The organism is Microvirga terrestris, from assembly GCF_015694425.1.
GTDB classification, from domain to species: Bacteria; Pseudomonadota; Alphaproteobacteria; order Rhizobiales; family Beijerinckiaceae; genus Microvirga; species Microvirga terrestris.
This window is the reverse complement of sequence record NZ_JADQDN010000010.1, coordinates 1-26,644: the sequence shown is the minus strand read 5'-3', so window position 1 is coordinate 26,644 and position 26,644 is coordinate 1. Positions and strand designations below refer to the sequence as shown.

Genomic DNA, 26,644 nt, shown 5'->3' with positions numbered 1-26,644 from the left:
ATCCTTATAGTGAAGGGATCTTTGCCGAAGACGGTTACGTTCCCGTTAAGTGGGCGAGGGAAAGCGGCAGAAAAAGCTGCCAGGGTGACGGAGCTATTCGGACAAGTTCAGAGCAGCACGAACCTTGCGGTCGAGGCCATAGATATCCTCGAACCGCTTCAACTCGCCCTTCTCGTCAACCGAGAGGGTGAAGTAGGTCAGGTGTACCGGCAGGGAATCCGTGAGGTTCACATAGCGCTCGCCCTTGCCGATGAGCCCACGCAGTTTCTCCTCGGTCCATTTGCCGTCCCGGCCCATCACCGCTTCGGCGAGCTCGAAGGGCTTGTCGACGCGCACGCAGCCATGGCTGAAGGCGCGCTTGCTCGCCGAGAAGAGATTGCGGTTCGGCGTGTCGTGCAGGTAAACCGCGTGCTGGTTGGGGAACATGAACTTCACGAAGCCCAGCGCATTGCGCTCCCCCGGGGGTTGCTGCACCGAAATCTGATTGCCGCGGCGGATCACCTTGTAGCCTTTGCGCGCGGCATAATAAGGATCATTGGCCAGCGCCGGCAGGATCTCTTTCTTCATGATGGAAGGCGGGATCGTCCAGGACGGATTGACCACGAGATACTTCATGTTCTCGGAGAAGATCGGCGTCTGCGACTGCTCCTTGCCGACGATGACCCGGGTCTGGTGGACCACGTTGCGGCCCTCGACCAGCTGAAGTCGGAACTCCGGCACGTTCACGGTGATGTGCCGAGCGCCCAGATCCGCCGGCAGCCAGCGCCAGCGCTCCATGTTGGCGATGATCTCCGATTCGCGCTGCGCAACGGACGGGCCGGAAAGCGCCGCCACCGTCTGAGCGTTCAGCACGCCCGTATCCGGCAGGCCCTTTTCTTTCTGGAAGGCTGCCACCGCAGAGGCGACGCGTTCGTCATAGACGGTCTGGTTGTCAGAACCCTTGGCAAGGTTGAAGCGCGCGCGGATCAGGGGCACACGCGGATCCGTCATGCCCACACGCAGGATCGGCCCCTTTGGGAGGCGTACGCTGGGCTGGGAGGGGTGATTGTCCCGTAGCTGCGCCAGCCGCTCCTTCAAGGCCTTGTAACCGGCATGCGGCGGGTTGTAGGCCGCCAGCGCCGCGCCGGCATTCTTCGCAGAAGCGACCTTGCTCAGCACCTCGCCGATCTCCGGCATGGCGAGTTTCGGGGTCACGAGCGGCGAAAGGCGCGGAAAATCGATGCGGGCGCCTCTTGCATCGCGGGCATAGCGAATCACGGAAAGGGAGAGCTTCACATCGGCCCTAGCCCATTGCGCCAACGGCGCATCCTTGCGCAGCCCCGCATCACGGAGCACGTAGTCGGCAGGGTCGAGCCCGTCCTCGTCTGCGGCCTTCAGGCGTTCCATGGCGGCCTGAGCCGCCGGTGTCCAGGCTCCATCCTGCGACCAGACCAGCGGACGCTCGGACTGTGCGTAATAGGCGGCCAGGACGTCGCGATCCTTGGCGCTCACGCGCAACTCGCGCATGGCCGCATCGTCGGCGAACAGGCCTTCCACGGCCATACGGCCGATATCAGCCTGCATGAGGGCTGTGACGGGCGCCGCATCGGGCAGGGGAAGCTCGATGGCGGGAGCAGGCTTCAGGTCCGCGGCTTCGATCGACACGGGTGCCGGTTCGGCAAGCGGAATGGCCTGCGAAGCGACATCCTTCGATGTTGGCGCATCCTTCATCGCTACATCGTGGAAGGATGGCTGCGCGGGGCTTTCAAGAGCGACGGGTTCCAGCCGATCAGCCTGTGGACTGATGGCGACATCGTCCGCCGAAGCGACGAGAGGCAGGAGGGAAACCGATCCGATCAGACCGAGCCAAACGGCTGTCTTGCGCAATCCACGCATGACCATGCTCCTCGTCGCAATGAAGGTGGAGGACTTCATCAATCCTCCATCGAATGAAATTCGTCCGTGTGCGGGCACACGTCTGTTACGCTTAACGCGCAAAACGCTCTGCGGCTTCACCGTCTAGGCCAAGTTCTTTCAATTTTCTGTAAAGAGCACGTCGGCCGATCCCGCACGGCCTCGGCATCGGCTGGCTTATGTCCTTGATAGTAAAGGAGCGCGGAGCCAATCGCCTGCGCGTCTGGAGCGGCTGGCATCCACATTTCCCAGACAGGGTTAATCAGCGGTAAAGCGTACGTGTCGGGTCTTACGCTGCTCTCGTCTTCGGCATTTGCAAATCTGCGAGCCGGCAGGATGGCAATGCGTCATTGCTGACAATGACATGCGATCTCCCATGACGGCCCGGCATGGGTTGATCCCTGTGGGCCGGCGGCCAATATGTGTGCAGTACCTCCGACCCTCGATCCCCGGACAGGCCTTTGCCCGTGACCTCTCAGACACCACACTCCTTTCATATCCCCTTGTCCTCCGGTGCGGCGCAGACCGAACTTGGGGCCCTGCCCGAATGGAACCTGTCCCATCTTTATCCCGGCATGGACAGCGAGGAGTTCAAGCGCGACCTGGCCGAAGCCGAAGCCGAGTGCAAATCCTTCGCCGCCGCTCATCGCGGCAAGCTCGATGCCATGGCGCGGGGCGAGCGCGCTTCCGAGGCGTTGACCGACGTCGTTAAGCGTTACGAGGCGCTGGAGGATCTCCTCGGCCGCCTCATGTCCTATGCGGGTCTCGTCTATTCCGGCGACACCACCGATCCGGTGCGGGCCAAGTTCTACGGCGACACACAGGAGCGCCTCACCGCCGCCTCGACCGAGCTGCTCTTCTTCGCGCTCGAGCTTAACCGTATCGAGGATGCGGTCCTTGATAAGGTTATGGGCGAAGAGCCGCTGAAGCATTACCGGCCCTGGATCGAGGACCTGCGCAAGGACAAACCCTTCCAGCTCGACGACCGGATCGAGCAGCTTTTCCACGAGAAGTCCGTCACCGGTCGTTCCGCCTGGAACCGCCTGTTCGACGAGACCATCGCTTCCCTGCGCTTCACCGTGCGCGGCGAGGAACTGCCCATCGAGCCGACGCTCAACAAGCTCCAGGATCCGGACGAAAGCGTGCGCAAGGACGCCTCGGACGCCCTGGCCAAGACCTTCAAGGCGAACCTGCGCACCTTCACGCTCATCACCAACACGCTCGCCAAGGACAAGGAGATCTCGGACCGCTGGCGCGGCTTCGAGGACGTGGCCGATTCCCGCCATCTGGCGAACCGGGTCGAGCGTGAGGTGGTGGAGGCCATGGTCTCGGCCGTGCATGAGGCCTATCCGCGCCTGTCGCACCGCTACTATGCCTTGAAGGCCAAATGGTTCGGCAAGGACAAGCTCGACCATTGGGACCGCAACGCGCCCCTGCCGAAGGTCGAGCAACGCACGATTTCCTGGAACGAGGCAAGGGACACGGTGCTCTCCGCCTACACGGCCTTCTCGCCCCGTATGGCCGACATCGCCCGCCGCTTCTTCGACGAGGGCTGGATCGACGCGCCGACCCGCCCCGGCAAGGCGCCCGGTGCCTTCGCTCATCCGACGGTGCCCTCGGCTCACCCCTATGTGCTCCTGAACTACCAGGGCAAGCCGCGGGACGTGATGACCCTCGCCCACGAGCTGGGACACGGCGTGCATCAGGTCATGGCCGGGCCCAATGGCGCATTGATGGCGCCCACGCCTCTGACGCTGGCCGAGACGGCCTCCGTCTTCGGCGAGATGCTCACCTTCCGCCGGCTCCTCGACCAGACCACCGATCCGGTACAGCGCAAGGCGATGCTGGCGGCCAAGGTCGAGGACATGATCAACACGGTGGTGCGCCAGATCGCGTTCTACTCCTTCGAGCGCAAGGTCCATCTGGAGCGCCGCAACGGCGAGCTGACGGCGGATAAGCTCTGCGAGCTCTGGATGTCGGTGCAGGACGAGTCCTTGGGCCCGGCGATCCGCCTCGGCACGGGCTACGAGAGCTACTGGACCTACATCCCGCACTTCATCCACTCGCCGTTCTATGTCTATGCCTATGCCTTCGGTGACTGCCTGGTGAACTCGCTCTACGGCGTCTACGAGCGCTCCAACGAGGGCTTCGTGGACCGGTACTTCGCGCTGCTCGCGGCCGGCGGCACCAAGCATTATTCCGAGCTTCTCGCGCCCTTCGGCCTCGATGCGAGCGATCCTTCGTTCTGGCAGATCGGCCTGTCGATGATCGAGCGGCTGATCGGCGAGCTTGAGGCGATGGAGGAGACCGCCGCTTAGGCCCGTTCTGCTTGGCCGAGCGCCATAGTGCTGGCACTATGAGGTTGGAGTTCTAAGCCTGAACGCCACCGGCTCCCGGTCCTTTCACCGGGAGCCTGTTCGGGAGCCGGGCCATGCCGGTCGACACGCATTATGCCAGGAGCGGCGATCTTCGGATTGCCTATCAGATCATCGGCCAGGGGCCGCTCGATCTGGTCTTCGTGCCGGGCTTCATCTCGAACCTGGATCTCTACTGGGACGAGCCCAACATGGCGCGCTTCCTATCACGGCTGGGTGCATTCAGCCGCCTGATCCTGTTCGACAAGCGTGGAACCGGCCTCTCGGACCGTCTCGGAAACATGCCTACCCTGGAAGAGCGCATGGATGACGTGCGCGCGGTCATGGATGCGGTAGGCAGCAGGAAGGCGGCGCTCTTCGGCATTTCCGAAGGTGGCGCCATGAGCATGCTCTTCGCCGCCACCTATCCGGAGCGCACCCAGGCGCTGATCCTCTATGGCACCTATGCCGATTTTCACACCTGGGTCCTGCCGCGTGACCGTTTCGAGACGTTTCTGGAGAAGATCGACCGATCCTGGGGTCAGGGCGAGAGCCTGGCCGCCTTCGCGCCGACGAAGGTTGCGGACGAGCGCTTCCGGCAATGGTGGGCCCGCTTCGAACGGCTGAGCGCCAGCCCATCCTCCGTCATCACGCTCATGCGCATGAACAGCCGGATCGACGTGCGCCATATCCTCCCGACGATCCGCGTTCCGACCCTCGTCCTGCATCGAGCCGGCGATACGCGGGTCAATGTCGAGGGAGGCCGTTATCTCGCGGCCAACATTCCCGGTGCCAAGTATGTCGAGTTCCCAGGGATCGATCATGTCCTGTGGGCTGGGGATGTGAACCCGGTGGCCGATGAGATCGAGGAATTCCTCACCGGTACCCACGCAGAGAGCGAACCCGACCGGGTGCTGGCCACGGTGCTGTTCACCGATATCGTCGACTCGACCGGCAAGGCCGAGAAGATGGGCGATCGCGCTTGGCGTACGCTCCTCGATCAGCATGACCGGATCGTGCGCGACCAAATCGGCCACTTCAAAGGGCAGGAGATCAAGACCCTTGGCGACGGGTTCCTGGCAACCTTCGATGGTCCCGCGCGGGCCGTGCGATGTGCAAGCGCCATCATCGAAGCCCTGTGTGCGCTGGGGCTGCAGGTCCGCTGCGGAGTTCATACGGGCGAAATCGAGATGAAAGACGGTGATATCGGCGGTATTGCGGTCCATATCGCGTCCCGCATCGCCGCGCTGGCCGATGGCCGCGAAGTCCTGGTGTCGCGTACAGTGCGCGATCTCGTTGCCGGCTCCAACCTGCACCTTGAGGATCGGGGCGCCTTTACCCTCAGGGGAATGAGCGAACCCATGCCGCTGTTCGCGGCTGCCGGCAGCCAGAGGGCTTGAAGCCGCAGCAGTCTAGCGTTCAGCGCCGCGCGACATATCTAAAGTTCTCCAGTTCAGAGCAAGAGATCTCACGATATGGCTGAGTCCGACCGCGAAGCGAACCGCTTTTCCGCGCGCGCTGCCCGTTATGCCAGGGTCGGTGCCAATATGGGTGGGGTCGCTGCCCGCATGGCAGGGTCGCGCCTGTTCGGGGGCGATGATCGCGATGCCTCCAATGCGGCGGTGCTGGCGCAGGCCCTTGGCGGCCTGAAAGGCCCGATCATGAAGGTGGCGCAGTTGCTCGCCACGATCCCCGACCTCATCCCGCCGGAATACGCCGCAGAGCTGCAGAAGCTCCAGAGCGAGGCGCCGCCCATGGGGGCGGCCTTCGTCAAACGCCGTATGCAGGCGGAGCTGGGCGCGCAATGGCAGAGCCGGTTCGGCTCGTTCGAGCTTAGCCCTTCGGCCGCTGCCTCCCTCGGCCAGGTGCACCGGGCGACCACGAAGGACGGCGAGGCGCTCGCCTGCAAGCTCCAGTACCCGGACATGCAATCGGCCGTGGAGGCGGATCTGAGTCAGCTCGAATGGGTCTTTGCCGTCCATCGCCGCATGGATCCGGCCATCGACACGCGGGAGATCGCCAAGGAGATCGGCGAGCGGGTGCGCGAAGAGCTCGATTACGAGCGCGAGGCCAAGCACGCGGCGCTCTATGCCCAGACGCTCTCCGATGTAGAGGAGGTTCGGGTGCCGCGGGTTCACCCAGAGCTGTCCACCAAACGGCTCCTGTCGCTCCAGTGGCTCGAGGGTGAGAAGATCTTGAGCTTCACCGAGGCACCGGTCGAGATCCGCAACCGGCTGGCGGTAGCCATGTTCAAGGCCTGGTGGCATCCCTTCAGCCATGCGGCCGTGATCCACGGCGATCCGCATCTCGGCAATTACACGGTCTTCTCCGAGGCAGGAGAGGCGAGGGGCATCAACCTCCTCGATTACGGCTGTGTCCGAATCTTCCACCCGCGCTTCGTCGGCGGTGTGGTTGATCTCTACCGGGGCCTGCAGACCGATGACCGTGCCCGCATCGTCCATGCCTATGAGACTTGGGGCTTCAAAAGCCTGTCGAACGAGCTGATCGACATTCTCAATATCTGGGCCCGGTTCATCTATGCCCCGCTCCTCGACGACCGGGTCCGCACCGTAGCCGATGGGGTCAAGCCGGGGGAATACGGCCGTCGGCAGGCCTTCGAGGTGCACAAGGCTCTGAAGGAGAAGGGGCCGGTCACGGTGCCGCGCGAGTTCGTCTTCATGGACCGGGCTGCGGTGGGCCTGGGCGCCGTCTTCCTGCACCTGAAGGCCGAGTTGAACTACCACCACTTGTTCGAGAACGAGATCGCGCGGTTTTCCTTGGAAAACCTTGAGCGGAGGCAAGGGGAGGTCCTGGCGGCTTCCAGTTTACCAAAACCCATGTAATGAGGTTGCATCTTTCGTGATCTAGCCCTAGAGGCTAACGATACGTTAGGGGCAGCCGATGAAGATCGCTTTCGTTCACCAGAACTTTCCGGGGCAGTTCCTGCGCCTGGCCGGGTCCTTCGCCGCTGAGGGGCATGAGGTCGTGGGTTTGGGAATGGTCAAGCAATGCTCCATTCCGGGCGTGAAATACTTCTCCTACGATGCCGTGCCGGGGCCGGAGGATGCGCCCTTCCAGAACCGCTATTCTCCCGTCATTCCGCGCCTGCGCCGGGCCTACGGCGTCGCTCACCGGGCCAAGGCGCTCGCTAGCCAAGGCTTCGAGCCGGACGTGGTCGTGGTCAACACGGGCTGGGGCGAAAACCTGTTCCTGAAGGACATCTGGCCGAAGGCCAAGCATGTTGCCTATTTCGAATATTACTACCATGCCAAGGGGCAGGATCTCGACTTCGATCCCGAGTTTCCGGTCACCAACGAGGAGGTGATCTGGCGCCTGCGCCTCAAGAACTCCATGCAGCTCGGCGCCCTGGATGCGGCCGATCTGGCAGTGGCGCCCACCCGCTACCAGCGCGACACCTTCCCGGCCTACTTGCGCGACCGGCTCGCCATCATCCATGACGGCATCGACACCAAGCGACTCATCCCCGACCGCAATGTCCGTATCAGGCTCGGACAGGACGGGCCCCCGCTCACCCGCAACACACCCGTGGTTACCTATGTGACCCGCAACATCGAGCCGATGCGGGGCGCCCACATCGTCTTCAAGAGCCTGCCCTACCTGCTCGATATCGACCCCGAACTCCGGGTGGTGATCATCGGCGGCAAGGGCACCAGCTATTCCGGCTCGGCCCCGGGCGGGCAGTCCTGGTTCGACGTGTTCAAGGCCAAAATCGAGCGTCCGGTGGACTGGTCCCGGGTTCATTTCGTTGGAAACCTGCCCTACGACCAGTTCGTGAAGGTGCTTCAGGTCTCCTCGGCCCATGTCTACATGACCTATCCCTTCGTGCTGTCCTGGTCGTCCATCGAGTCCATGGCGCTCGAATGCCGGATCGTGGCGTCCGACACGGAACCGGTGCGCGAGATCATTCAGGACGGAGTCAACGGCCGTCTCTTCCCCTTCTTCGACGAAAAGGCCCTGGCCGAACGGGTGCGCGAGACCTTGGCCGAGAAGGAGAAATCAGCCGCGATGGCCACAGAGGCCCGCCGAATCGCCATTGCGAAATACGATTACGAAAAGGTGTGCCTGCCCCAATGGCGCGACTTCCTGGGGATCCAATAATTCCACGAAACATTGAGAAAGTTCTCGTCGGGAGCCATTCGAAAGATTGCGGCTCCTCACCGCATGCGTTAAACGCAGCAATTAACACGTGACGCTCAAACAGGGCTTTGAATCATGGCCGATACAAAACATGCGCCGCATGGGGGCTACAGTCCGGATATGGACGCCCGCGCTCATGAGGCGACCTACAACGGGTTCATCCAGTTCGCTGAAATCAGCACCGCCGTCGTGATCTGCTTCGTGCTGGCGCTGGCCGTCGGCGGCATCAAGCACGCCTGGCTGACGGCCATCTTCGGCGTCGTCCTCTCCCTGGCCGCCGGCGGGCTCGGGGCCATGGCCCCATCTGTCGGGGTGCGGGCACCAGCCGCCGTCGGCGTTCTTCTCCTCCTGGCGCTCGTCTTCTACTGAGCAGCGGGGGTTTCCACTGACACGAGACAAGAGCTTGATCTCAAGCCGTTGACCAGATCGCAGGGGGGCTAAAATGCGGATCGCCGTTCTCTCCGAAACCGATGGAGCGGAGACCCGTGTTTCCGCCACCCCCGATACGGTCAAGAAGTACAAAACGCTCGGTGCGGACGTGGTCGTCCAGGCCGGCGCCGGCGCCAAGGCCGGCATCCCCGATGCCGATTTCGAGGCAGCGGGTGCCTCGGTGGCGGCCAATGCCGCTGACGCCCTCAAGGATGCCGACGTCATCCTGAAGGTCCGCCGTCCGGCCGAAGGCGAGCTGTCCGGCGCCAAGCCCGGCGCCCTCGTCATCGCCATCATGGACCCCTACGGCCAGGACGCCGCCCTCAAGGCCCTGGCCGATGCGCAGGTTGCCGCTTTCTCCATGGAGCTGATGCCCCGCATCACCCGGGCCCAGGTGATGGACGTGCTCTCCTCCCAGGCCAACCTCGCCGGTTACCGAGCCGTCATCGATGCCACTGCGGAATACGGCCGCGCCATCCCGATGATGATGACCGCTGCCGGAACCGTTCCAGCCGCCCGCATCTTCGTCATGGGAGCAGGCGTCGCCGGCCTCCAGGCCATCGCCACGGCCCGCCGCCTCGGTGCGGTGGTCACCGCCACTGACGTGCGCCCTGCCGCCAAGGAGCAGGTGGAGAGCCTGGGCGCCAAGTTCATTGCGGTCGAGGACGAGGAGTTCAAGCAGGCCGAGACCGCGGGCGGCTACGCCAAGGAGATGTCGGCCGAGTACCGGGCCAAGCAGGCCGAGCTGGTCGCCTCGCACATCGCCAAGCAGGACATCGTCATCACCACGGCTCTGATCCCCGGTCGCCCGGCCCCGAAGCTCGTCACCCGCGCCATGGTCGAATCCATGAAGCCCGGCTCCGTGATCGTGGATCTGGCGGTCGAGCGCGGCGGCAATTGCGAGGTCGCAGTTCCCGGACAGGTGGTGGAGCATAACGGCGTGAAGATCGTAGGCCACCTCAACGTGCCCGGGCGCCTCGCCGCCACGGCCTCCAGCCTCTACGCGAAGAACCTCTATGCCTTCGTCGAGACGCTGGTGAACAAGGACACTAAGGAACTGGCCGTGAAGTGGGACGACGAGTTGGTCAAGGCCACCTGCCTGACCCGCGACGGCGCCATCGTTCACACCGCTTTCCAGCCGACCGCTTAAAAACGTCCAGGGGAGGACATCATGGCACTCACGCCCGAACAGGCTGTCGAGCAGGCCCGAGCGGCGGCGGATGCCGCCCGCCGTGCCGCTGAATCGGCCCAGAGCATCGCCGATCAGCTGGCCGACACGGCAGGTCATGCCGCAGCAGTTGTCACCCACGGGGCCGTGGACCCGACGGTGTTTCGTCTCGCCATCTTCGTGCTGGCGATCTTCGTCGGCTACTACGTGGTCTGGCAGGTGACCCCGGCGCTGCATACCCCGCTCATGTCGGTCACCAACGCCATCTCGTCCGTGATCGTGGTCGGCGCCGTCCTGGCGGTGGGCGTCAACGTGGCGCCGAGCCTCGGCGAAGGCCCGATCTGGGCCCGGGCCCTCGGCTTCATCGGCCTCATCCTGGCATCGATCAACATCTTCGGCGGCTTCCTGGTGACCCAGCGCATGCTCGCCATGTACCGCAAGAAGGGATGAGGCAATGTCGGCCAATCTAGCCTCGATCCTTTACCTCGTCTCAGGCGTCCTGTTCATCCTGGCCCTGCGGGGCCTGTCGCACCCCACCACCTCCCGGCAGGGCAATCTCTACGGCATGGTGGGCATGGGGATCGCGATCCTCACCACCCTGTTCGTCTCGCCCCCGAGCGGCTTCGGCGGTTGGGCGCTGGTGATCCTCGGCCTTGCCATCGGCGGCGGAATCGGCGCGGTGATCGCCCGGCGCGTGCCCATGACGGCGATGCCTCAGCTGGTCGCCGCCTTCCACTCCCTGGTGGGTCTGGCAGCCGTTCTGGTTGCGGCAGGCGCGCTCTATGCGCCGCAGGCCTTCGGCATCGGCCAGGAGGGCGCCATCCACGGCGGCTCGCTGTTCGAGATGGCCCTGGGCGTCGCCATCGGGGCCATCACGTTCACCGGCTCGGTGATCGCCTTCCTGAAACTTGACGGGCGCATGTCCGGCAAGCCGATCATGCTGCCGAGTCGCCATCTCATCAATATCGGCCTCGGCCTTCTGCTGCTGGTGCTGCTCGTCGCCTTCATCCGCACCGAGAGCCACGCGGCCTTCTGGCTGATCGTGCTGGTCTCCTTCGTGCTCGGCGTCACCCTCATCATCCCCATCGGCGGCGCCGACATGCCCGTGGTGGTGTCGATGCTCAACTCCTATTCGGGCTGGGCGGCGGCGGGCATCGGTTTCACGCTCGGCAACCTCGCGCTCATCATCACCGGCGCGCTGGTAGGCTCCTCGGGCGCGATCCTGTCCTACATCATGTGCAAGGGCATGAACCGGAGCTTCATCTCCGTGATCCTCGGCGGCTTCGGCGGCGAGACCGCAGGCGCTGCAGCCGGCGGTGCGGTCGAGACCCGGCCCGTTAAGCAGGGCTCGGCGGACGATGCAGCCTTCATCATGAAGAACGCCTCCAAGGTCATCATCGTGCCGGGCTACGGCATGGCGGTCGCCCAGGCCCAGCACGCTCTTCGCGAAATGGCCGATGAGCTAAAGGCCGAGGGCGTGGAAGTGAAGTACGCCATCCACCCGGTGGCGGGCCGCATGCCCGGCCACATGAACGTGCTGCTCGCGGAAGCCAACGTTCCCTACGACGAGGTGTTCGAGCTCGAGGACATCAACGGCGAGTTCGCCCAGGCCGACGTGGCCTTCGTCATCGGCGCCAACGACGTGACCAATCCGGCCGCCAAGACCGACCCGGCCTCGCCGATCTTCGGCATGCCGATCCTCGACGTGGAGCGGGCCAAGACCGTGCTATTCATCAAGCGCGGCATGGGCTCGGGCTATGCGGGCGTGGAGAACGAGCTGTTCTTCCGCGACAACACCATGATGCTCTTCGGTGACGCCAAGAAGGTGGTCGACGAGATCCTGAAAAACCTCTGATCCTGCCATCAGAGAAACGCTTCATGCCCGGCCTCATGCCGGGCATTTTGTTTTGGTCGACGCTGTCACTGTCATTCCGGGCTCTCGCGAACGCTCGCCCCGGAATGACAGGGGAACGGTGACGGCAAAGGTGAAATCTGCTTTAACGCCGTCTCTGTCGCGCCAGCCGGATTCTCCGATGCCTTCCATCACCCTTCGCACCGCTCTTCCCGCCGACCGGGGCGTCGTCGTCGAGCTGATCCACCAGCTCAACGTCTTCGAGGCCGATCTCGTCGGTGACCGGCGCCGCGATTACGGGTCGGCCGAGGAGTATTACGATGAGCTGATGCAGCGTCTGTCCCGTCGCAACGGCCGCATCATCCTGGCGGAAGCGGAGGGAGTCATCGTCGGCGCCATGGGTTTTTCGCTTGATCAGGATGCGGCCTATGTGATCGATGGTGTCCGCAACCACGGCACCGTGACGGACCTGATCGTGCACAGCGAGTGGCGCGGGCAGGGTATCGGCCAGATGCTCTTGAGCGAGGCCGAGCGCCTGACGAAGGAGGCCGGTCACAAGCGCCTCGTCATCGGAGCACTGGTGGCCAACGAGCGGGCCGAGCGCACCTACCGAGCCTTCGGTTTTGCGCCTTACGTGTCGATCCTGTCGAAGGAGCTGTGAAGCGCTGGATAGGCCGCCTCCCATGACATCAGCATGGTCAGCCTCGGCCATTGCGCAGGCCAATCCTTGGCCATGACCCGCTCGCGATAGACGTCGATCTTGTGTTCGAAGACCGGGGTCGGGCGTACGATCATGTTCAGAAGGTCGTCGACACCATATGGTGCCATCACCCCCACCTCTCCTCTGATTGATCGGGCCGCGATAGCCGTGGCGGTCTCCGCCCAATGAGCGACGGCGTCGAGGGTGCTGCGATAGGGGACATCGCCATTGCGCAGGTGCATGCGGGCCTGGTTCTTCACCGACCAAGGGATGCCTGGCGCCAAGACACGGAGCCGGCGCTCGATTCCGGCCTCCCGCTCCTTGCTTGTGTCGTCGGAGTCGAAGAAGAGCACATCTACATCGGCGAGCCGCATCACATCAATGGAGCGCCCATGCAGCACGTCCCAGACGCTGTTGCGGATGAAGCCCGCGCCGATCCAGGCGTCGGGGAGCCCGAGGCTCTCCACATAGACAAGAAGCGCATGCGAGGCCGCATGCGCTTCGAGAAGCCGTTCGATGTCGGTGATCGTCCGCAGGGGAGGGGCGGGGTTCATGTCGCCACGCTCCAGAGTTTTTTATGAGCGGAACAGACCGGCGACGCCGCCCTGCAGGCGGGACGAGCCCTGACGGGCGACGGTGTTGCCGTTGTCGAGGGTGAGGGCTCGCGAGTAGCTCTCGAGGGCTTGGCTCTTGTCGCCCTTGCGCTCCATGGCGACGCCGCGCCATGCCCAGGAATTGGCGTCCTTGGGGTCAACGTTGAGGGCCGCATTGAAGTCCTCGATGGCCTTATCGTACTGGTTCGTCGCCACGAAGCTCTGGCCGCGGGCCGCGTAGGGCGCGCCCACGAAAGGATTGCGGTCGATGGTGGCGTCGAAATCGAGGATCGCCTGGGGATGCATGCCCTGGCGCTGGTAGAGCAGTCCGCGGGAATGCAGCGCTTCAGCCGATTCGGGCAGGAGGCGGGTGGCCGTGTTCAGGTCGCTGAGGGCTTCCTGGAACTGGTTCTGGGCGCGGTAAAGGTTTGCGCGGCCGATATAGGCCGGGCCGTAGTTCGGATCAGCCTGGATCGCGCGAGTGAAGTCGGCGAGCGCCTGGTCGTTGCGGTTGGTCTGGCGCAGGGCAAGGGCCCGGTTGGAATAGGCTGGCGCATAATTCGGATCGAGCTGCACCGCCTTGGTGAAGTCCGCCATCGCGCTGCTGTAATTGCCCACGCGGGCATAGGCCGCGCCACGGGTGTTGTAGGCGCTCGGGTCGTTCGGGTTGCGCTGGATCACGTCCGAGAGGGACGAGATGTTGACCGTGCTCGTTCCTTGAGTGTCCTCCTCCACCACGGCGATGCGCTGGGCAGGGCCGCTACTCATCGTACCGCAGGCGGAAAGGCCAAGGGCAACAAGGGTCAGGCTCAAGGGGGCAAAACGGCGGATCGATGGGGCGAACACGTTCGTCTCCAGCTTCTTACTCAGTACCAGGAGGCGGCACTCTGGCGGGAAATCCTTAACAGCCGTGAAACAAGGCATCAAAAAGGCGTTTGGCAGGCGAATTCGCTCCCGCACGGAGCATTGGGTCGCAGTAAGCAAGTGCTGGATATGCAAACAGCGCCCCGCTTGCGCGTCGGGCGCTGTTTCACAACCGATAGTCCAGCCGATGGCTCGATTAAGAGCTTAGCGGCCGCCCGTCGTCGGGCGCGGCTTCGAAGGCAGGAGGCCTTCGCGCTGCATGCGCTTGCGGATCAGCTTGCGGGCGCGGCGAACGGCCTCAGCCTTCTCGCGGGCCTTCTTCTCGGACGGCTTCTCGTAATGGCCGCGAAGCTTCATCTCGCGGAAGATACCTTCACGCTGCATCTTCTTCTTGAGAGCGCGGAGCGCCTGATCGACGTTGTTATCCCGGACAAGAACCTGCACGCGAATTCCTCGTATTTGAACCGTTTCGATTGTGATAAAAAACAAAGGAGGCGCGTCAGGCGCACCTCTATCTGGCCGGCGTCAGTATCAGAAGAAGCCTTGCCTGTCCAGGGTTGCCCCTCAAGAAAAGCGCCGGGCCAGAGAGACAACGGCTAGGTCTGAAAACAGTTCAGTCCCGCTCCGGAAAAACCCGCGTCACGTGCCCCATCTTCCGGCCGGCACGCGCTTCGGCCTTGCCGTAGAGGTGAAGCCGCGCGCCCGGTTCGCTTAAGATCTCCTCCCAGGCATCCGCATCGTGCCCGATCAGGTTCTTCATCTCGACCCGGCCGAGCCGGGCGGTGGTCCCTAAGGGCCAGCCGCAGACGGCCCGCACATGCTGCTCGAACTGCGACGTCACGGCTCCGCCCAGGGTCCAGTGTCCTGAATTGTGCACCCGCGGGGCAATCTCGTTCACCACGAGGCGCTCGCGCCCGCCTTCCGTGACCAGGAACATCTCGACCGCGAGCACACCCACATAGTCTAGGGCCTCGGCGATGGAGCGGGCGATGCGGACAGCCTGCTCCTCGGCTTCTCGCGAGACACCGGCGGGGACCTGGGTGGTGTCGAGGATGTGGTGGCTATGCTCGTTGGCGCACAAATCGTAAGCTGCGAAGGCCCCTGAGGCGGTACGGGCGGCAACCACCGAGACCTCACGCTCGAAGGGCACGAAGCCCTCGACGATGGAGGAGGCGCGGCCAATCTCGGCCCAGGCGGCGGCAGGGTCGGTGTCGTGCCGGAGCATGACCTGCCCCTTGCCATCATAGCCGAAGCGCCGGGTCTTGAGCACGGCCGGCCGGCCGATGCGCCCCAGCGCCTCGACGAGTTCGGCCTCGTCCGCGAAAGTTGCGAAGGGGGCAACGTCGATACCGAGGCCTGCGATGAAGCTCTTTTCCAGGAACCGGTCCTGCGACACGGCCAAAGCCTGTGCGTTGGGCGCCAGCAGGGTATGGGCGCTCAAGGTCGCGGCGGTCTCGCTCGGCACGTTCTCGAATTCATAGGTGACCACATCCACGGCCTTGGCGAAGCGCACGAGGTTCGCCTCGTCCTCATAAGGCGCGATGGTGCACTCGGCCGCCACCTCGAAGGCCGGGCTGTTGTCGTCAGGCGCATAAACATGGGTTCTCAGGCCCAGCTGCGCCGCCGCCATGGCGATCATACGGCCGAGCTGGCCGCCGCCGAGAATGCCGAGGGTGCAGCCGGGACGGATCATGCGCGTTTCAGCTTTCACGAGAGGGGCGCTCGGCGACGCCCTCGCTCTGACGCGTGCGCCACGCGTCGAGGCGGTCGGCAAGCGCCGGATCATGGAGGGCGAGCACGGCGGCGGCGAGGAGCGCCGCATTGACGGCTCCGGCTCGGCCGATGGCCAGCGTTCCGACCGGGATGCCGGCTGGCATCTGGACGATGGAGAGCAGGCTGTCCTGACCCGAGAGAGCCTTCGATTCCACCGGCACGCCGAAAACCGGCAGGGGGGTCATGGCGGCGGTCATGCCGGGAAGGTGCGCCGCCCCTCCGGCGCCTGCGATGATCACCTGGAAACCGTCGGCCTTGGCCGTCTTGGCAAAGGCATAGAGCCGGTCCGGGGTGCGATGGGCGGACACGATGCGGGCATCATACGTGATGCCCAGCGCCTCCAGCGTTTCGGCGGCATGGCGCATGGTCGCCCAGTCGGACTGGCTGCCCATGATGATGGCAATGGGCGTTCCCGCCATGGCGTAGCTCCGGCTTCAGGGCTTTCAGTGTCCAGCCGGAATAGCGAAGGCTCCCCTGGCAGGCAAGGGCGATACGGACCCTTGAGACCGGAATTCTCAGGCGATGATGTCGGGGGTGAGCTGGTCTTCCAGCCGAATGATCTGGTCCTTCAGGGAAAGCTTGCGCTTCTTCAGGCGCTGGACCTGCAGCTGGTCGCCGGCGACCATGCTCTCCAAAGCATCGATCGCCATGTCGAGATCGCGGTGTTCCTGCTTGAGGCGGGCCAATTCCGCTTCCAGTTCAGCCAATTCGGTCATTGAAAATACCCAGAACGCCAAGCCGTCTATGGATGCCAGGCCAAGAGGGGCGGAAGTATGCTCTGCGGGTCTGTGGAGAGCAAGATCGCCCAAGCATCTTCTCCTCTCGATTTTGCAAATTTTGCCTTCGACTCGCCACACTCGGGCTGCCACAATATCCGGGTCAGAGATCACATAGGAGGAACTGACATGCCGCTGCAGAATCACCTGACGGAACTGGAACGCAAGCATCGGGCTATCGAGCGCGAGATCCAGGACACGCTCAACCGACCCTCCGCAGATGACATGAGGCTGGCAGAACTCAAACGAAGGAAGCTTCAGCTCAAGGACGAGATCACACGACTGAGAAGCTCCGAATCGGCGGTGCACTAGCCGCGCGTTTCCTCAATTTTCCCACCCTCAAGAAGCCGTCGCTTCATTCGGAAGCGGCGGCTTTTGCTTGAGCGCCTCAGAGAAGTGCACTCGCTCCGTCATAGACGAGCTTGGCGCCCACGAAGACCAGCAGCACATAGACCGCCGTATAGAAGAGTTGACCGGACACCCGGCGCACCAGGATAACCCCGGCCCATGTGGAGGCGATGGCCACGGGAAACAGGGCTCCGGCCGTTGCCATGTTCTCGGCCGTCATCTGGCCGAGCGCCAGATAGGGCGGCACCTTGATCCAGTTGATCAGCGCGAACACCACTGCGCCCGTGCCGACGAAGACGTCGCGCGACAGGCGCTGCGGCATCACGTAGATCTGGAAGGGCGGCCCGCCCGCATGGGCGATCATGCTGGTGAAACCCGTCACCCAGCCCCAGAAGATGCCGCGCGGCAGGTCGGCCGGTGTGGCTTTCGGCTCCCGTCCGCCCCGCTCCAGGACCAGCCGGCGGGCGGCGAAGGCGATGGAGATAAGGCCTACGGCGAGCTTGATCGCCGCATCCGACACCTGAGCCGCCAGGAGGTACCCGGTGAGAATGCCCGAAGTGGCGCCCACGACCAGGATGACGACGTTGCGCTTATCCCAGGTGTAGCGATAGGCCCAGACCGAGACCACGTCCTGCACGATCAGCGTTGGCAGCATGATGGCGGCCGCCTGCACCGGCGAGACGACGAGCGCCATAAGCGGCAGGGAGAGCATCCCGAGGCCCGAGAAGCCGCCTTTCGCTAAGCCCAGAAGCGTCACGGCAGGAATGGCCGCGGCATAGAAGAGAGGATCGGTAATCACGAGGAACTCGCCGAAAGCAGGACTCGCCGAAAGTCTCCGCTGACCACGACGTTCACGCCTGCTACCACAACAGCCGTTCGAAGTCTCATGCCGTGAACGCAACGGGGAAACGCCATGTCATCGACCCAAAGCCGCTATCATGAGGTCTATGCCGGTTGGAAAGCCGATCCGGAAGGGTTCTGGGCACAGGCTGCGCGGGAGATCGACTGGATCAAGCCCGCCGATAAAGTCTTCGACGCCGCTGTCGGCACCTACGGCGCGTGGTTTACGGGAGCCGTCTGCAACACCTGCTACAACGCCGTCGACCGGCATGCGGCGGCCCGCGGCGATCAGGCGGCGATCATCTACGACAGCCCCGTCACGAACTCCAAGCGCCGCATCTCCTATGCCGAATTGCAGGACGAGGTGGCGACGCTCGCGGCCGTGCTGCAGGACATGGGCGTCCAAAAAGGCGACCGCGTCGTCATCTACATGCCGATGATTCCCGAGGCGGCCTTCGCCATGCTGGCCTGCGCCCGCATCGGGGCCATCCACTCGGTGGTGTTCGGCGGCTTTGCGGCAAAGGAACTCGCCACCCGCATCGACGATGCCAAGCCCAAGGCCATCCTCACGGCGTCCTGCGGCATCGAGGGCGCCCGCACCATCCCCTACAAGCCGCTCCTGGACGAGGCGATCACGCTCTCCGCTTCCAAGCCCGATGCCTGCCTCGTCTACCAGCGGCCACAATGCGAGGCTTCCCTGGTCGAAGGCCGCGACCTGGACTGGCAGACGGCGATAGCCGATGCCCGTCAGGAGGGACGGCAGGCCGAATGCGTGCCGGTCGCCTCCACCGATCCGCTCTACGTGCTCTACACCTCGGGCACGACCGGCAAGCCGAAGGGCGTCGTGCGCGACAACGGCGGCCACATGGTCGCGTTGAAATGGTCCATGGGGAATTTCTTCGGCATCGAGCCCGGCGAGGTCTTCTGGGCCGCTTCCGATGTGGGCTGGGTGGTCGGCCATTCCTACATCGTCTACGGCCCACTGCTTCATGGCTGCACGGCGATCCTCTACGAGGGCAAACCCGTGGGAACGCCCGATGCCGGTGCCTATTGGAGGGTGATCGCCGACCATGGAGTCGTGACCTTATTCACGGCGCCGACCGCCTTCCGGGCGATCAAGAAGGAGGATCCGGGTGCGGAACTCCTGAAGCGATACGATCTCTCGGCCTTCCGCGCCCTGTTTCTCGCCGGCGAGCGGGCGGATCCCGACACGGTGAAATGGGCCGAGGACATCCTACAGGTTCCGGTCATCGACCATTGGTGGCAGACGGAGACGGGCTGGCCGGTGGTCGGCAACCCGCTAGGCCTTGGGGCACTTCCGGTCAAGCACGGTTCCCCCACGGTGCCGCTGCCGGGCTACACGGTGCAGGTGCTGGATGAAGGCGGCAAGCAGGTCGCCCCCGGCACCATGGGGGCCATCGTCATCAAACTGCCGCTCCCGCCCGGCGCTTTGCCGACCCTTTGGCAGGCCGAGCAGCGATTCAAGGAAGCTTATCTCTCCGTCTACCCCGGCTACTACAACACTTCCGATGCAGGCTACATCGACGAGGACGGTTATGTCTGGGTCATGGGCCGCACGGACGACATCATCAACGTGGCGGGCCATCGCCTGTCGACCGGCGGCATGGAGGAGGTTCTGGCCTCGCACCCGGCGGTTGCCGAATGTGCGGTCATCGGCGTGAAGGACGCGCTCAAGGGCGAGGTGCCGTGCGGCTTCGTGGTGCTGAAGTCCGGCGTGCAGAAGACCCCTGAGGAGATCGAGAAGGATCTCATCGGCCTCGTGCGCGACAAGATCGGACCCGTGGCCGCCTTCAAGCTCGCCATCACCGTGCCGCGGCTGCCCAAGACCCGATCCGGCAAGATCCTGCGCGGCACCATGAAAAAGATTGCTGACGGCGACCCCTGGACCACGCCCGCCACCATCGATGACCCGATCATCCTGGAGGAGATCGGCGACGTGCTGAAGGCGAGGGGGCTGGTGGGCTGAGGCTAGCGAATGTCATCCCGGACGGCGAAGCCGACCCGAGATCGGCTTCAGGATGTAGCGCGGGTTTCCCTCCCCCTTGTGGGGAGGGCCAGGGTGGGGGTGTGAGCGCCAACCTTGAACTAGTCCTGCGCGGCACCCCCACCTCCAACTCCTCCCCACAAGGGGGAGGAGGGCTGTCGTGCCACACTCATCCGGCGATCCCGGATCTACGTTGCGCTTCGTCCGGGCTGACTACAAAGCAAAAAGGCCCGGAGCGATCCGGGCCTTTTTGCGTAAACCTTATTCCTCATCCTCGTCGTCACGCTTGAGCGTCTTGAGCTTGGCGAAGACCGAGTTAACGTCGATGGTCTCTTCCTGAACCGGCTTCGGCCGGCTCATGTCCGTGAAGGGGTCGACGGGCCGCTCGGGGGCCGTGGAGACTTCCGCCGGCATCAGGGTGCCGCCATGGTCCTGGGCTTCCACCTGCGGACGGTCCTTGGCGGCGCGCTGCACTTCAAAGTCGAGATCGATCTGCGAGCACAGGCCCAGGGTCACCGGGTCCATGGGGGTGAGGCTTGCCGAGTTCCAATGGGTGCGGTCGCGGACCTGCTGGATCGTGGTCTTGGTGGTGCCCACGAGACGCATGATCTGCGCGTCCTTGAGCTCCGGATGGTTGCGCACCAGCCAGAGGATCGCGTTCGGACGGTCGTGACGGCGCGACACGGGGGTGTAGCGCGGGCCCTTCTTGATTTTCTTCTGCTCGGGCAGCTTCACGCGCGACTCAGCCAGACGAAGGCGGTGGCTCGGATCGCTCTGCGCCTTCTCGATTTCCTCGCGGGTCAGCTGGCCCATGGAGATGGGGTCCGCTCCCTTGATGCCCGCCGCCACTTCGCCATCGGCAATGCCCTTCACCTCGAGCGGGTGGAGCTTGCAGAAGTCGGCGATCTGGTCGAACGACAGCGACGTATTCTCGACGAGCCAAACGGCCGTCGCCTTCGGCATCAGCGGTCCCTGGGACATGTAAGCGAACCTCCTTCAGGCCGGGCGCCGGACATTTCGGCGCCGCACGGCAAAACTCTCTTGCGCTCCGAACCGGTGCGGACCGGAGCATCTCGTCTCACGATGTGAGGGAAACGGGATGATTATAGGGATCGTGCCGCGATGTTGCAAACTTTTGAGCATCGGGCCCGAAAATTGGTTTCAGGTTTTCCGATCCGATGCTCCGGCCTGACGCTAGAGGCTCAGCACGATCTTCCCGATATGCTCGCCCCCGTCCATGCGGGCATGGGCCTTGGCCACATCCTCAAAGGCGAAGGTTGAATCCATCACAGGCCGGCAGCGCCCTTGGGCGAGAAGCGGCCAGACCTTGTCCTCGAGCGCGCGGGCGATAACCGCCTTTTCCGCCGGCGAACGGGGCCGCAGGGTCGAACCCGTGTGGGTGAGCCGCTTGACCATCAGGCGGCGGAAGTCGACCTCGACCTTGGGGCTTTGCAGAAACGCGATCTGCACGATCCGCCCGTCCTGGGCCGCCGCCTCGTAGTTGCGCGGAATGTAGTCGCCGCCCACCATGTCGAGGATCAGGTCCGCGCCCCGGCCGCCTGTGGCCTCCTTCACGGCCGCCACGAAATCCTGGGTTCGGTAGTTGATCGCCACGTCGGCGCCAAGCCGCAGGCAGGCGTCGCATTTCTCCTGGGATCCGGCCGTGGCGATGACCGTGGCGCCGAACGCCTTGGCGAGCTGGATCGCCGTGGTGCCGATACCCGAGGTGCCGCCATGGACCAGGAAGGTCTCGCCGGCCTGGAGATGGCCCCGGTCGAACACGTTGGTCCAGACGGTGAAGTAGGTTTCCGGGATCGCCCCGGCCTCCTCGTTGGACAGGCCCGGAGGAACGGGTAGGGCGTTGCTCTCGTGCACGACCGCGTAATCCGCATAGCCTCCGCCCGGCACCAGGGCCATGACGGGCTGGCCGACCGAGAAGCGCCCGGCACTGGGACCTGCGGCTACCACCTCGCCGGCAATCTCAAGCCCGAGAATATCCGGTGCCCCGGGCGGAGGCGGATAGCCGCCCTGGCGCTGGATCACGTCGGGGCGGTTCACCCCTGCGGCCTTCACGCGCACCAGGATTTCACCGTCTCCCGGCCTGGGAACGGGGCGCTGCACGACCTTGAGGACCTCGGGTCCGCCGCTTCCTTCCGCGATGATGGCGCGCATCATGTCCGGAATCTGCCCCATTTTTCCCTCCTTTGGTCAACACTCTCCCGGGATATAGGCCCCGTTGGCAAGGAACACACGTCCGACTAACCTCACGACCACCCTTGAAGAGGAGAATGCCATGGCCCTCGATCCCTTCGCTGATGAACCGCGGCCCCTCGTCAGCGGACACGAAATCGGTCAGGACCTGTCGATGCTCTCCATCGACGAACTCGATGAGCGCGTCGAGATGCTTGAGCGGGAGATCGCCCGCCTCAAGGAGGCGAGGGCCAAGAAGGAAAGCTCCCTGGCTGCTGCGAGCGCCTTCTTCAAGCTTGGCCAGGCCTGAGGATCTTTAACCGCCCATTAACCATTTTCGAGCATGAATAGGGCATCCAGGTCTCTCCCTGGATGCTGAGTGGCTTAGAGGCTCACTCTGTTTGACGCTTCCCTGTTAGACTTCAAGAGCCGCCACGAGCGGCTCAATTTTTTGGGGCGTCAGACCCGAAAGTGGATTTGCCCTTTTGGGATTGACCCGATGACTTTCTTTGATTTGCGCATCTGTGGCACTAAAACCAGAACCGCTTTTTCGCCCGATGCGCCGGCTTAACCTTAAGAAGAGGTTACCGAGGCAAGTCTTCCCGGACCGTCCTATAATCGTCTCATGAATTGCAGCCCTCCGCCCTGGCGGAGGCGAGGTCTTTGGGAGAGACGCGTGAACGAACCCGACGTGATCCAGCTTGGTGTCGATCCTGTCCGGTTCGGGCAGAGCTTCGTGGGGTCGGATGCCTTCAGGGCCCTGTTCCAGGAGGGCATGGAGCTGATCGAGGAGACGGCGGCCTATCTCGACGGCCCGGGCCGGGAGGAGTCCAGTCACTTGGAGCGCCAGACGAGCCTTGTCTATGCCAGCGAAAGCATGCGGCTCACCACCCGCCTGATGCAGGTCGCCTCGTGGCTGCTGCTGCAGCGGGCCGTCGCCGAAGGAGAGATCTCTCCCGATCAGGCCCAGACCGAGAAGAACAGGGTGCGGTTGAACTCGTCGGAGACCACCACGAGCATCGGCGAGTATGAGGCATTGCCGGAACGGTTGCGGGAGCTCATGGGTCTCGCGACCCGTCTCCATGCCCGGATCCTTCATCTGGAGCGGCTTATGTCCGAGACCGGACCCGCTCCCCGCCAAGCACCGCCCAACCCGATCGCGGCCCAGCTTGGCATGCTCCAGAAAGCCTTTGGGCCGACTGAATAGGACACAATGAAAAAGCCCCGCTAGAGCGGGGCTTTTTGTATTCCGGGTTGAAACAACCGGCGCGAGGCGCCCGGTTACTTCTTGCCGCCGAGGCTCAGGCCGCCGAAGCGCGAGTTGAAGCGCGACACGCGGCCGCCGCGGTCCAGTAGCTGCTGCGAGCCGCCGGTCCAGGCCGGATGGGTGCTCGGGTCGATGTCGAGGTTGAGGGTGTCGCCCTCTTTGCCGTAGGTCGAGCGGGTCGTGTACTCGGTGCCGTTGGTCATGACCACCTTGATGAAGTGGTAGTCGGGGTGATCGGTATCTTTGCGCGCCATTGCCATAGTCCTTCTCGCGGCCAGCCAAGTCTGGTCAGCCCGCAATGTGAAATCGAGCCTGAATTGATGAATGCGCGCCTATACCTCACTTAGGTGGTTGAAACAAGCCGGGGCAAAGGTGCTAAACCGTCCCAGAGCATTTTTTGGCAACGTAAGCTTGGTTCGCTGCCGGAAATTGAGACAGCTCAAAAGACAAGGGCTGATCCCATGCCAAAGGAAGCAGCTCCGATCCGTGATTTTCGTCAACGAAGGCTGACATGGCCGATTTGCCCTCCGACCCATCCCGCTCCAAGGCCGCGCTTAGCGCTCTGAGACCGCTCATTCCTTACGGCCTCGCTTACAAGGGCAGGATTGCCGCGGCGCTGGTAGCCCTCACGCTGGCCTCCGCGGCCACGCTCATCGTTCCTATCGCAGTGCGCCGGGTCATCGATTTCGGTTTCTCGGACCAGGGCCGCGACTACATCAACGCGTATTTTATCCTCCTCATCGGCGTGGTCGGCATCCTGGCTCTGGCCAGCGCGTTTCGCTATTACTGCGTCATCACCCTGGGCGAGCGGGTGGTGGCGGACCTTCGCTCCGCCGTGTTCCGCCACCTGACCTCCCTCGACCCGGCCTTCTTCGATCAGACCAAGAGCGGCGAGATCGTCTCGCGGCTCACCGCCGACACCACCCAGGTCAAAGCGGCCTTCGGGGTCAGCATCTCGATCGCGCTGCGCAACCTGTTCCTGTTCCTGGGCGCGACGGTGCTCATGATCATCACGAGCCCGAAGCTCTCGGCCCTCGTGCTGCTCGCCATTCCGGTCATCGTCCTGCCCCTCGTGTTCTCGGGCCGTGCCGTGCGGCGCCGCTCGCGGGCGGCGCAGGATCGCCTGGCCGACGCCTCGGCCTATGCGGCGGAGGCCGTCGGGGCGGTGCGCACCATGCAGGCGTTCGGCATGGAACGCGCGACCGCTTCCCGCTTCGCCGTAGCCGCCGAGGAGGCTTTCAGTGCGGCCCGGCTCTCCACCACCATGCGGGCGTTTCTGACAGGTGCGGGCCTCTTCCTGGTTTCGGCCAGCGTCGTGGCCGTGCTCTGGTACGGCGCGCAGGACGTGCTGGCCGGCACCATGACGGGCGGGCGTCTGTCGCAGTTCGTCCTTTACGCGGTCTTCGCCGCAAGCTCCCTCGGGCAGCTCTCGGAGGTCTATGGCGAACTTGCTCAAGCCGCCGGCGCGGCGGAGCGCCTCGGTGAAATCCTCGCCACCAAACCCGCCATCGAGGCGCCGCGCAACCCGAAGCCCCTGCCGAACCCGCCCCTGGGCACGGTGGCCTTCAAGGACGTGCATTTCGCCTATCCGACCCGCTCCGAGCAACGCGCTCTCCATGGCCTGAGCCTGACCGTGAGTGCCGGTGAAAGGGTCGCCATCGTCGGGCCTTCGGGGGCCGGCAAGAGCACGATCCTGCAACTTCTCCTGCGCTTCTACGATCCGCAGGGCGGCACGATCTGGGTCGATGGCGTTCCTATCCACGAGGCCGATCCCGTTGCCTTGCGCGCCCGCATGGCTCTTGTGCCGCAGGAGCCGACGATCTTCGCCTCAAGCGTTCTCGACAACATTCGCTATGGCAAGCTCGAGGCCACGGAGGACGACGTGCGCCGCGCTGCCGAGCTCGCCTCCGCCGACGGCTTCATCCGGGCCATGCCGCAGGGCTACCACACCATGATCGGCGAGCGCGGCGTGACGCTCTCCGGCGGCCAGCGCCAACGCCTTGCCATTGCCCGCGCCATCCTGAAGGACGCGCCGATCCTGCTTCTCGACGAAGCCACCTCGGCGCTGGACGCGGAGAGCGAACGCAAGGTTCAAGGCGCCCTCGACCGGTTAATGGAAGGCCGCACCACCCTCGTCATCGCCCACCGGCTCGCCACAATCCGCTCCGCCGATCGGATCCTGGTCATGGACCAGGGCCGGATCGTCGAGGAAGGGACCCACGAGGCGCTGCTCGCCCAGAGCGGCCTTTACGCGCGGCTCGCGCGCCTCCAGTTCACCGGCGAGCGGGAGCACAGCGAAGCCGCCGAGTAGGCTTTCTCCGCGAAAAGTGTCCCTGCCGGGAGCTGACATCAGGCGCGTCAGGGATCAAGCCGTGACGAAGGCATTGGGCAGGCTCTGGAACAGGAGCCGTCTCGAGCGGGCGATGATTCTGCCTAAAGGGAATATGAGGCAGATCCAGATGAGGAATGACATTCCGAAGTAAGTATCAACGTGGAAAGTTTAGAGGTGAACGTTGATATACGTATTAATACCTAAAGAATTTATTCAGTAGTTTTTATGATGTTCAATTAATATCTCATTTACTTATCTGTCTAATGGTCTTCTCACCTGAATATTGCGTGCCAGGGGGGCGCGCGCTCTCCGCGGCGATGCGGACAGGTCACCGAAAGACGATGCGTTTTCTCAATAATTTGAAGCTTCTCACGAAGCTGGCCATCCCGGTCACCATTTTCGTCGCGATTACAGCGGGTCTCATTTTTCTCGCCGACATCGGTTTGAACCACATGGCGCAGGACACCCAGAAACTGGTGGAGCAGGAAGTCGCACGCCAAGTGCTGACGCTCCAGATCAATGCTGAGGTGAATGAGGCGTCGATTCAGGAGAAAAACATCATCCTGTACGAGCCTGGCGACCTGATGAATTCGGCCGCGAAGCAGTTCGATAAATACAAGGACGCAGCGCTCCAGCATGCGGATGAGCTTCTGGCTCTCGCTGATACGGCCGAGAGGAAAGCCAGCTATACCGAGGTGAAGACCCAGGTCGCGAATTACTTCGGCTTCATGGAAAAGAGCATCGAGCGGGCTCGTGTGAACGATGACTCGGGCGCTCTCAAGATTTCCAACGGCGAAGGCCGAGATGTTCGTATCAAGATCCGAGGACTTCTCGCCGAGCGCATTGAGGGAGCCAAGAAGTCTCTGGCTCAGGCCGCTGACGATGCCGATGCGCTGGCCTCCAGCACTTCTTGGATGCTGATTTCCTCTGCGGCTGTCGGCATCCTTGTTGCTCTTGGCCTCATTGGCGCGATTACGGTTTACGGGATCACGCGTCCGTTGGGCTCGATGACGGGAGCGATGGGTCGCTTGGCTTCGGGCGATCTGGAGGTGAGCGTCACGGGGGTCGAGCGCAAGGACGAGGTCGGCCAGCTCGCCCGCTC

The 26,644-nt window shown here is 63.7% G+C and carries 26 protein-coding genes; 15 read left to right on the top strand and 11 right to left on the bottom strand.

Annotation, left to right across the window (positions count from 1 at the left end):
• Nucleotides 1-93: 93 nt before the first annotated feature.
• Nucleotides 94-1,914, bottom strand: coding sequence for a L,D-transpeptidase family protein (locus I2H36_RS16610; RefSeq protein ID WP_246718867.1), 1,821 nt, complete (start codon nt 1,912-1,914; stop codon nt 94-96).
• A 476-nt stretch (nt 1,915-2,390) separates the two neighbouring features.
• Here I2H36_RS16610 and I2H36_RS16605 point away from each other — a divergent pair, with 476 nt between their 5' ends.
• The 9 genes from I2H36_RS16605 to I2H36_RS16565 all read left to right on the top strand — a co-directional run bounded on the left by I2H36_RS16605 (nt 2,391) and on the right by I2H36_RS16565 (nt 12,515).
• Nucleotides 2,391-4,211 (top strand): M3 family oligoendopeptidase, encoded by a 1,821-nt coding sequence (locus I2H36_RS16605; RefSeq protein ID WP_196265079.1) that lies wholly within the window; start codon nt 2,391-2,393, stop codon nt 4,209-4,211.
• Nucleotides 4,212-4,324: 113 nt separating this feature from the next.
• Nucleotides 4,325-5,647, top strand: a complete 1,323-nt coding sequence (locus I2H36_RS16600) for an adenylate/guanylate cyclase domain-containing protein (protein ID WP_196265019.1) — start codon at nt 4,325-4,327, stop codon at nt 5,645-5,647.
• Nucleotides 5,648-5,722: 75 nt separating this feature from the next.
• Nucleotides 5,723-7,090: an ABC1 kinase family protein gene (locus tag I2H36_RS16595; RefSeq protein ID WP_196265018.1), complete on the top strand. Its 1,368-nt coding sequence runs from the start codon at nt 5,723-5,725 to the stop codon at nt 7,088-7,090.
• 58 nt (nt 7,091-7,148) lie between these two features.
• Complete coding sequence (locus tag I2H36_RS16590) at nt 7,149-8,366, top strand: glycosyltransferase (protein ID WP_196265017.1); 1,218 nt, start codon at nt 7,149-7,151, stop codon at nt 8,364-8,366.
• Between the two features lie 114 nt (nt 8,367-8,480).
• Nucleotides 8,481-8,774 carry an aa3-type cytochrome c oxidase subunit IV gene (locus tag I2H36_RS16585; RefSeq protein WP_196265016.1) on the top strand — a complete coding sequence of 98 codons (294 nt, stop codon included), beginning with the start codon at nt 8,481-8,483 and terminating at the stop codon, nt 8,772-8,774.
• 73 nt (nt 8,775-8,847) lie between these two features.
• Entirely contained in the window at nt 8,848-9,984 is a 1,137-nt protein-coding gene (locus I2H36_RS16580; RefSeq protein ID WP_196265015.1) for a Re/Si-specific NAD(P)(+) transhydrogenase subunit alpha, read from the top strand.
• A 21-nt stretch (nt 9,985-10,005) separates the two neighbouring features.
• On the top strand, nt 10,006-10,452 hold the full coding sequence (locus I2H36_RS16575; RefSeq protein ID WP_196265014.1) for a proton-translocating transhydrogenase family protein: 447 nt from the start codon (nt 10,006-10,008) through the stop codon (nt 10,450-10,452).
• Between the two features lie 4 nt (nt 10,453-10,456).
• Complete coding sequence (locus I2H36_RS16570) at nt 10,457-11,857, top strand: NAD(P)(+) transhydrogenase (Re/Si-specific) subunit beta (RefSeq protein WP_196265013.1); 1,401 nt, start codon at nt 10,457-10,459, stop codon at nt 11,855-11,857.
• 178 nt (nt 11,858-12,035) lie between these two features.
• The gene (locus tag I2H36_RS16565) at nt 12,036-12,515 is read left to right on the top strand and encodes a GNAT family N-acetyltransferase (RefSeq protein WP_196265012.1); all 480 of its coding nucleotides are present in this window, start codon (nt 12,036-12,038) and stop codon (nt 12,513-12,515) included.
• Here I2H36_RS16565 and I2H36_RS16560 read toward each other — a convergent pair.
• From I2H36_RS16560 to I2H36_RS16535, 6 genes are all read right to left on the bottom strand, one after another.
• Entirely contained in the window at nt 12,485-13,108 is a 624-nt protein-coding gene (locus I2H36_RS16560; protein WP_196265011.1) for a nucleotidyltransferase family protein, read from the bottom strand. The two genes, I2H36_RS16565 and I2H36_RS16560, sit on opposite strands and share 31 nt — an antisense overlap.
• Before the next feature lie 21 nt (nt 13,109-13,129).
• Nucleotides 13,130-13,993 carry a tetratricopeptide repeat protein gene (locus tag I2H36_RS16555; RefSeq protein ID WP_196265010.1) on the bottom strand — a complete coding sequence of 288 codons (864 nt, stop codon included), beginning with the start codon at nt 13,991-13,993 and terminating at the stop codon, nt 13,130-13,132.
• Between the two features lie 222 nt (nt 13,994-14,215).
• Complete coding sequence (rpsU, locus tag I2H36_RS20375; protein ID WP_190846124.1) at nt 14,216-14,455, bottom strand: 30S ribosomal protein S21; 240 nt, start codon at nt 14,453-14,455, stop codon at nt 14,216-14,218.
• Between the two features lie 169 nt (nt 14,456-14,624).
• Nucleotides 14,625-15,704, bottom strand: coding sequence for a 5-(carboxyamino)imidazole ribonucleotide synthase (locus I2H36_RS16545; protein WP_196265078.1), 1,080 nt, complete (start codon nt 15,702-15,704; stop codon nt 14,625-14,627).
• A gap of 7 nt (nt 15,705-15,711) precedes the next feature.
• The gene (purE, locus tag I2H36_RS16540; RefSeq protein ID WP_196265009.1) at nt 15,712-16,203 is read right to left on the bottom strand and encodes a 5-(carboxyamino)imidazole ribonucleotide mutase; all 492 of its coding nucleotides are present in this window, start codon (nt 16,201-16,203) and stop codon (nt 15,712-15,714) included.
• A gap of 96 nt (nt 16,204-16,299) precedes the next feature.
• Nucleotides 16,300-16,500, bottom strand: a complete 201-nt coding sequence (locus I2H36_RS16535; protein WP_036355000.1) for a YdcH family protein — start codon at nt 16,498-16,500, stop codon at nt 16,300-16,302.
• Between the two features lie 189 nt (nt 16,501-16,689).
• Between I2H36_RS16535 and I2H36_RS16530 the strand changes: the two genes are divergently transcribed.
• Nucleotides 16,690-16,872 (top strand): YdcH family protein, encoded by a 183-nt coding sequence (locus I2H36_RS16530; protein ID WP_196265008.1) that lies wholly within the window; start codon nt 16,690-16,692, stop codon nt 16,870-16,872.
• Nucleotides 16,873-16,948: 76 nt separating this feature from the next.
• Here the strand turns inward: I2H36_RS16530 and I2H36_RS16525 are convergent, their stop codons facing one another.
• Entirely contained in the window at nt 16,949-17,707 is a 759-nt protein-coding gene (locus I2H36_RS16525) for a TSUP family transporter (protein WP_196265007.1), read from the bottom strand.
• 114 nt (nt 17,708-17,821) lie between these two features.
• On the opposite strand from I2H36_RS16525, the gene I2H36_RS16520 reads away from it, so the two are divergent.
• Nucleotides 17,822-19,735: a propionyl-CoA synthetase gene (locus I2H36_RS16520; RefSeq protein WP_196265006.1), complete on the top strand. Its 1,914-nt coding sequence runs from the start codon at nt 17,822-17,824 to the stop codon at nt 19,733-19,735.
• Nucleotides 19,736-20,014: 279 nt separating this feature from the next.
• Here I2H36_RS16520 and I2H36_RS16515 read toward each other — a convergent pair whose 3' ends face one another.
• Both I2H36_RS16515 and I2H36_RS16510 read right to left on the bottom strand, forming a co-directional pair.
• Nucleotides 20,015-20,734, bottom strand: a complete 720-nt coding sequence (locus I2H36_RS16515) for a DUF1013 domain-containing protein (RefSeq protein ID WP_196265005.1) — start codon at nt 20,732-20,734, stop codon at nt 20,015-20,017.
• A gap of 213 nt (nt 20,735-20,947) precedes the next feature.
• Nucleotides 20,948-21,946 (bottom strand): NAD(P)H-quinone oxidoreductase, encoded by a 999-nt coding sequence (locus I2H36_RS16510; protein WP_196265004.1) that lies wholly within the window; start codon nt 21,944-21,946, stop codon nt 20,948-20,950.
• Nucleotides 21,947-22,046: 100 nt separating this feature from the next.
• Here I2H36_RS16510 and I2H36_RS16505 point away from each other — a divergent pair, with 100 nt between their 5' ends.
• The gene (locus I2H36_RS16505) at nt 22,047-22,253 is read left to right on the top strand and encodes a DUF1192 domain-containing protein (RefSeq protein WP_196265003.1); all 207 of its coding nucleotides are present in this window, start codon (nt 22,047-22,049) and stop codon (nt 22,251-22,253) included.
• Between the two features lie 366 nt (nt 22,254-22,619).
• Nucleotides 22,620-23,150 (top strand): protease adaptor protein RcdA, encoded by a 531-nt coding sequence (rcdA, locus tag I2H36_RS16500; protein ID WP_343234465.1) that lies wholly within the window; start codon nt 22,620-22,622, stop codon nt 23,148-23,150.
• Nucleotides 23,151-23,224: 74 nt separating this feature from the next.
• Here the strand turns inward: rcdA and rpmE are convergent, their stop codons facing one another.
• Nucleotides 23,225-23,464, bottom strand: a complete 240-nt coding sequence (gene rpmE / locus I2H36_RS16495) for a 50S ribosomal protein L31 (protein WP_196265001.1) — start codon at nt 23,462-23,464, stop codon at nt 23,225-23,227.
• A 257-nt stretch (nt 23,465-23,721) separates the two neighbouring features.
• Here rpmE and I2H36_RS16490 point away from each other — a divergent pair, with 257 nt between their 5' ends.
• Both I2H36_RS16490 and I2H36_RS16485 read left to right on the top strand, forming a co-directional pair.
• Nucleotides 23,722-25,521, top strand: a complete 1,800-nt coding sequence (locus I2H36_RS16490; protein ID WP_196265000.1) for an ABC transporter transmembrane domain-containing protein — start codon at nt 23,722-23,724, stop codon at nt 25,519-25,521.
• Nucleotides 25,522-25,883: 362 nt separating this feature from the next.
• Nucleotides 25,884-26,644 (top strand): HAMP domain-containing protein (locus I2H36_RS16485; RefSeq protein ID WP_196264999.1); only part of this gene is annotated, 761 nt, incomplete at its 3' end.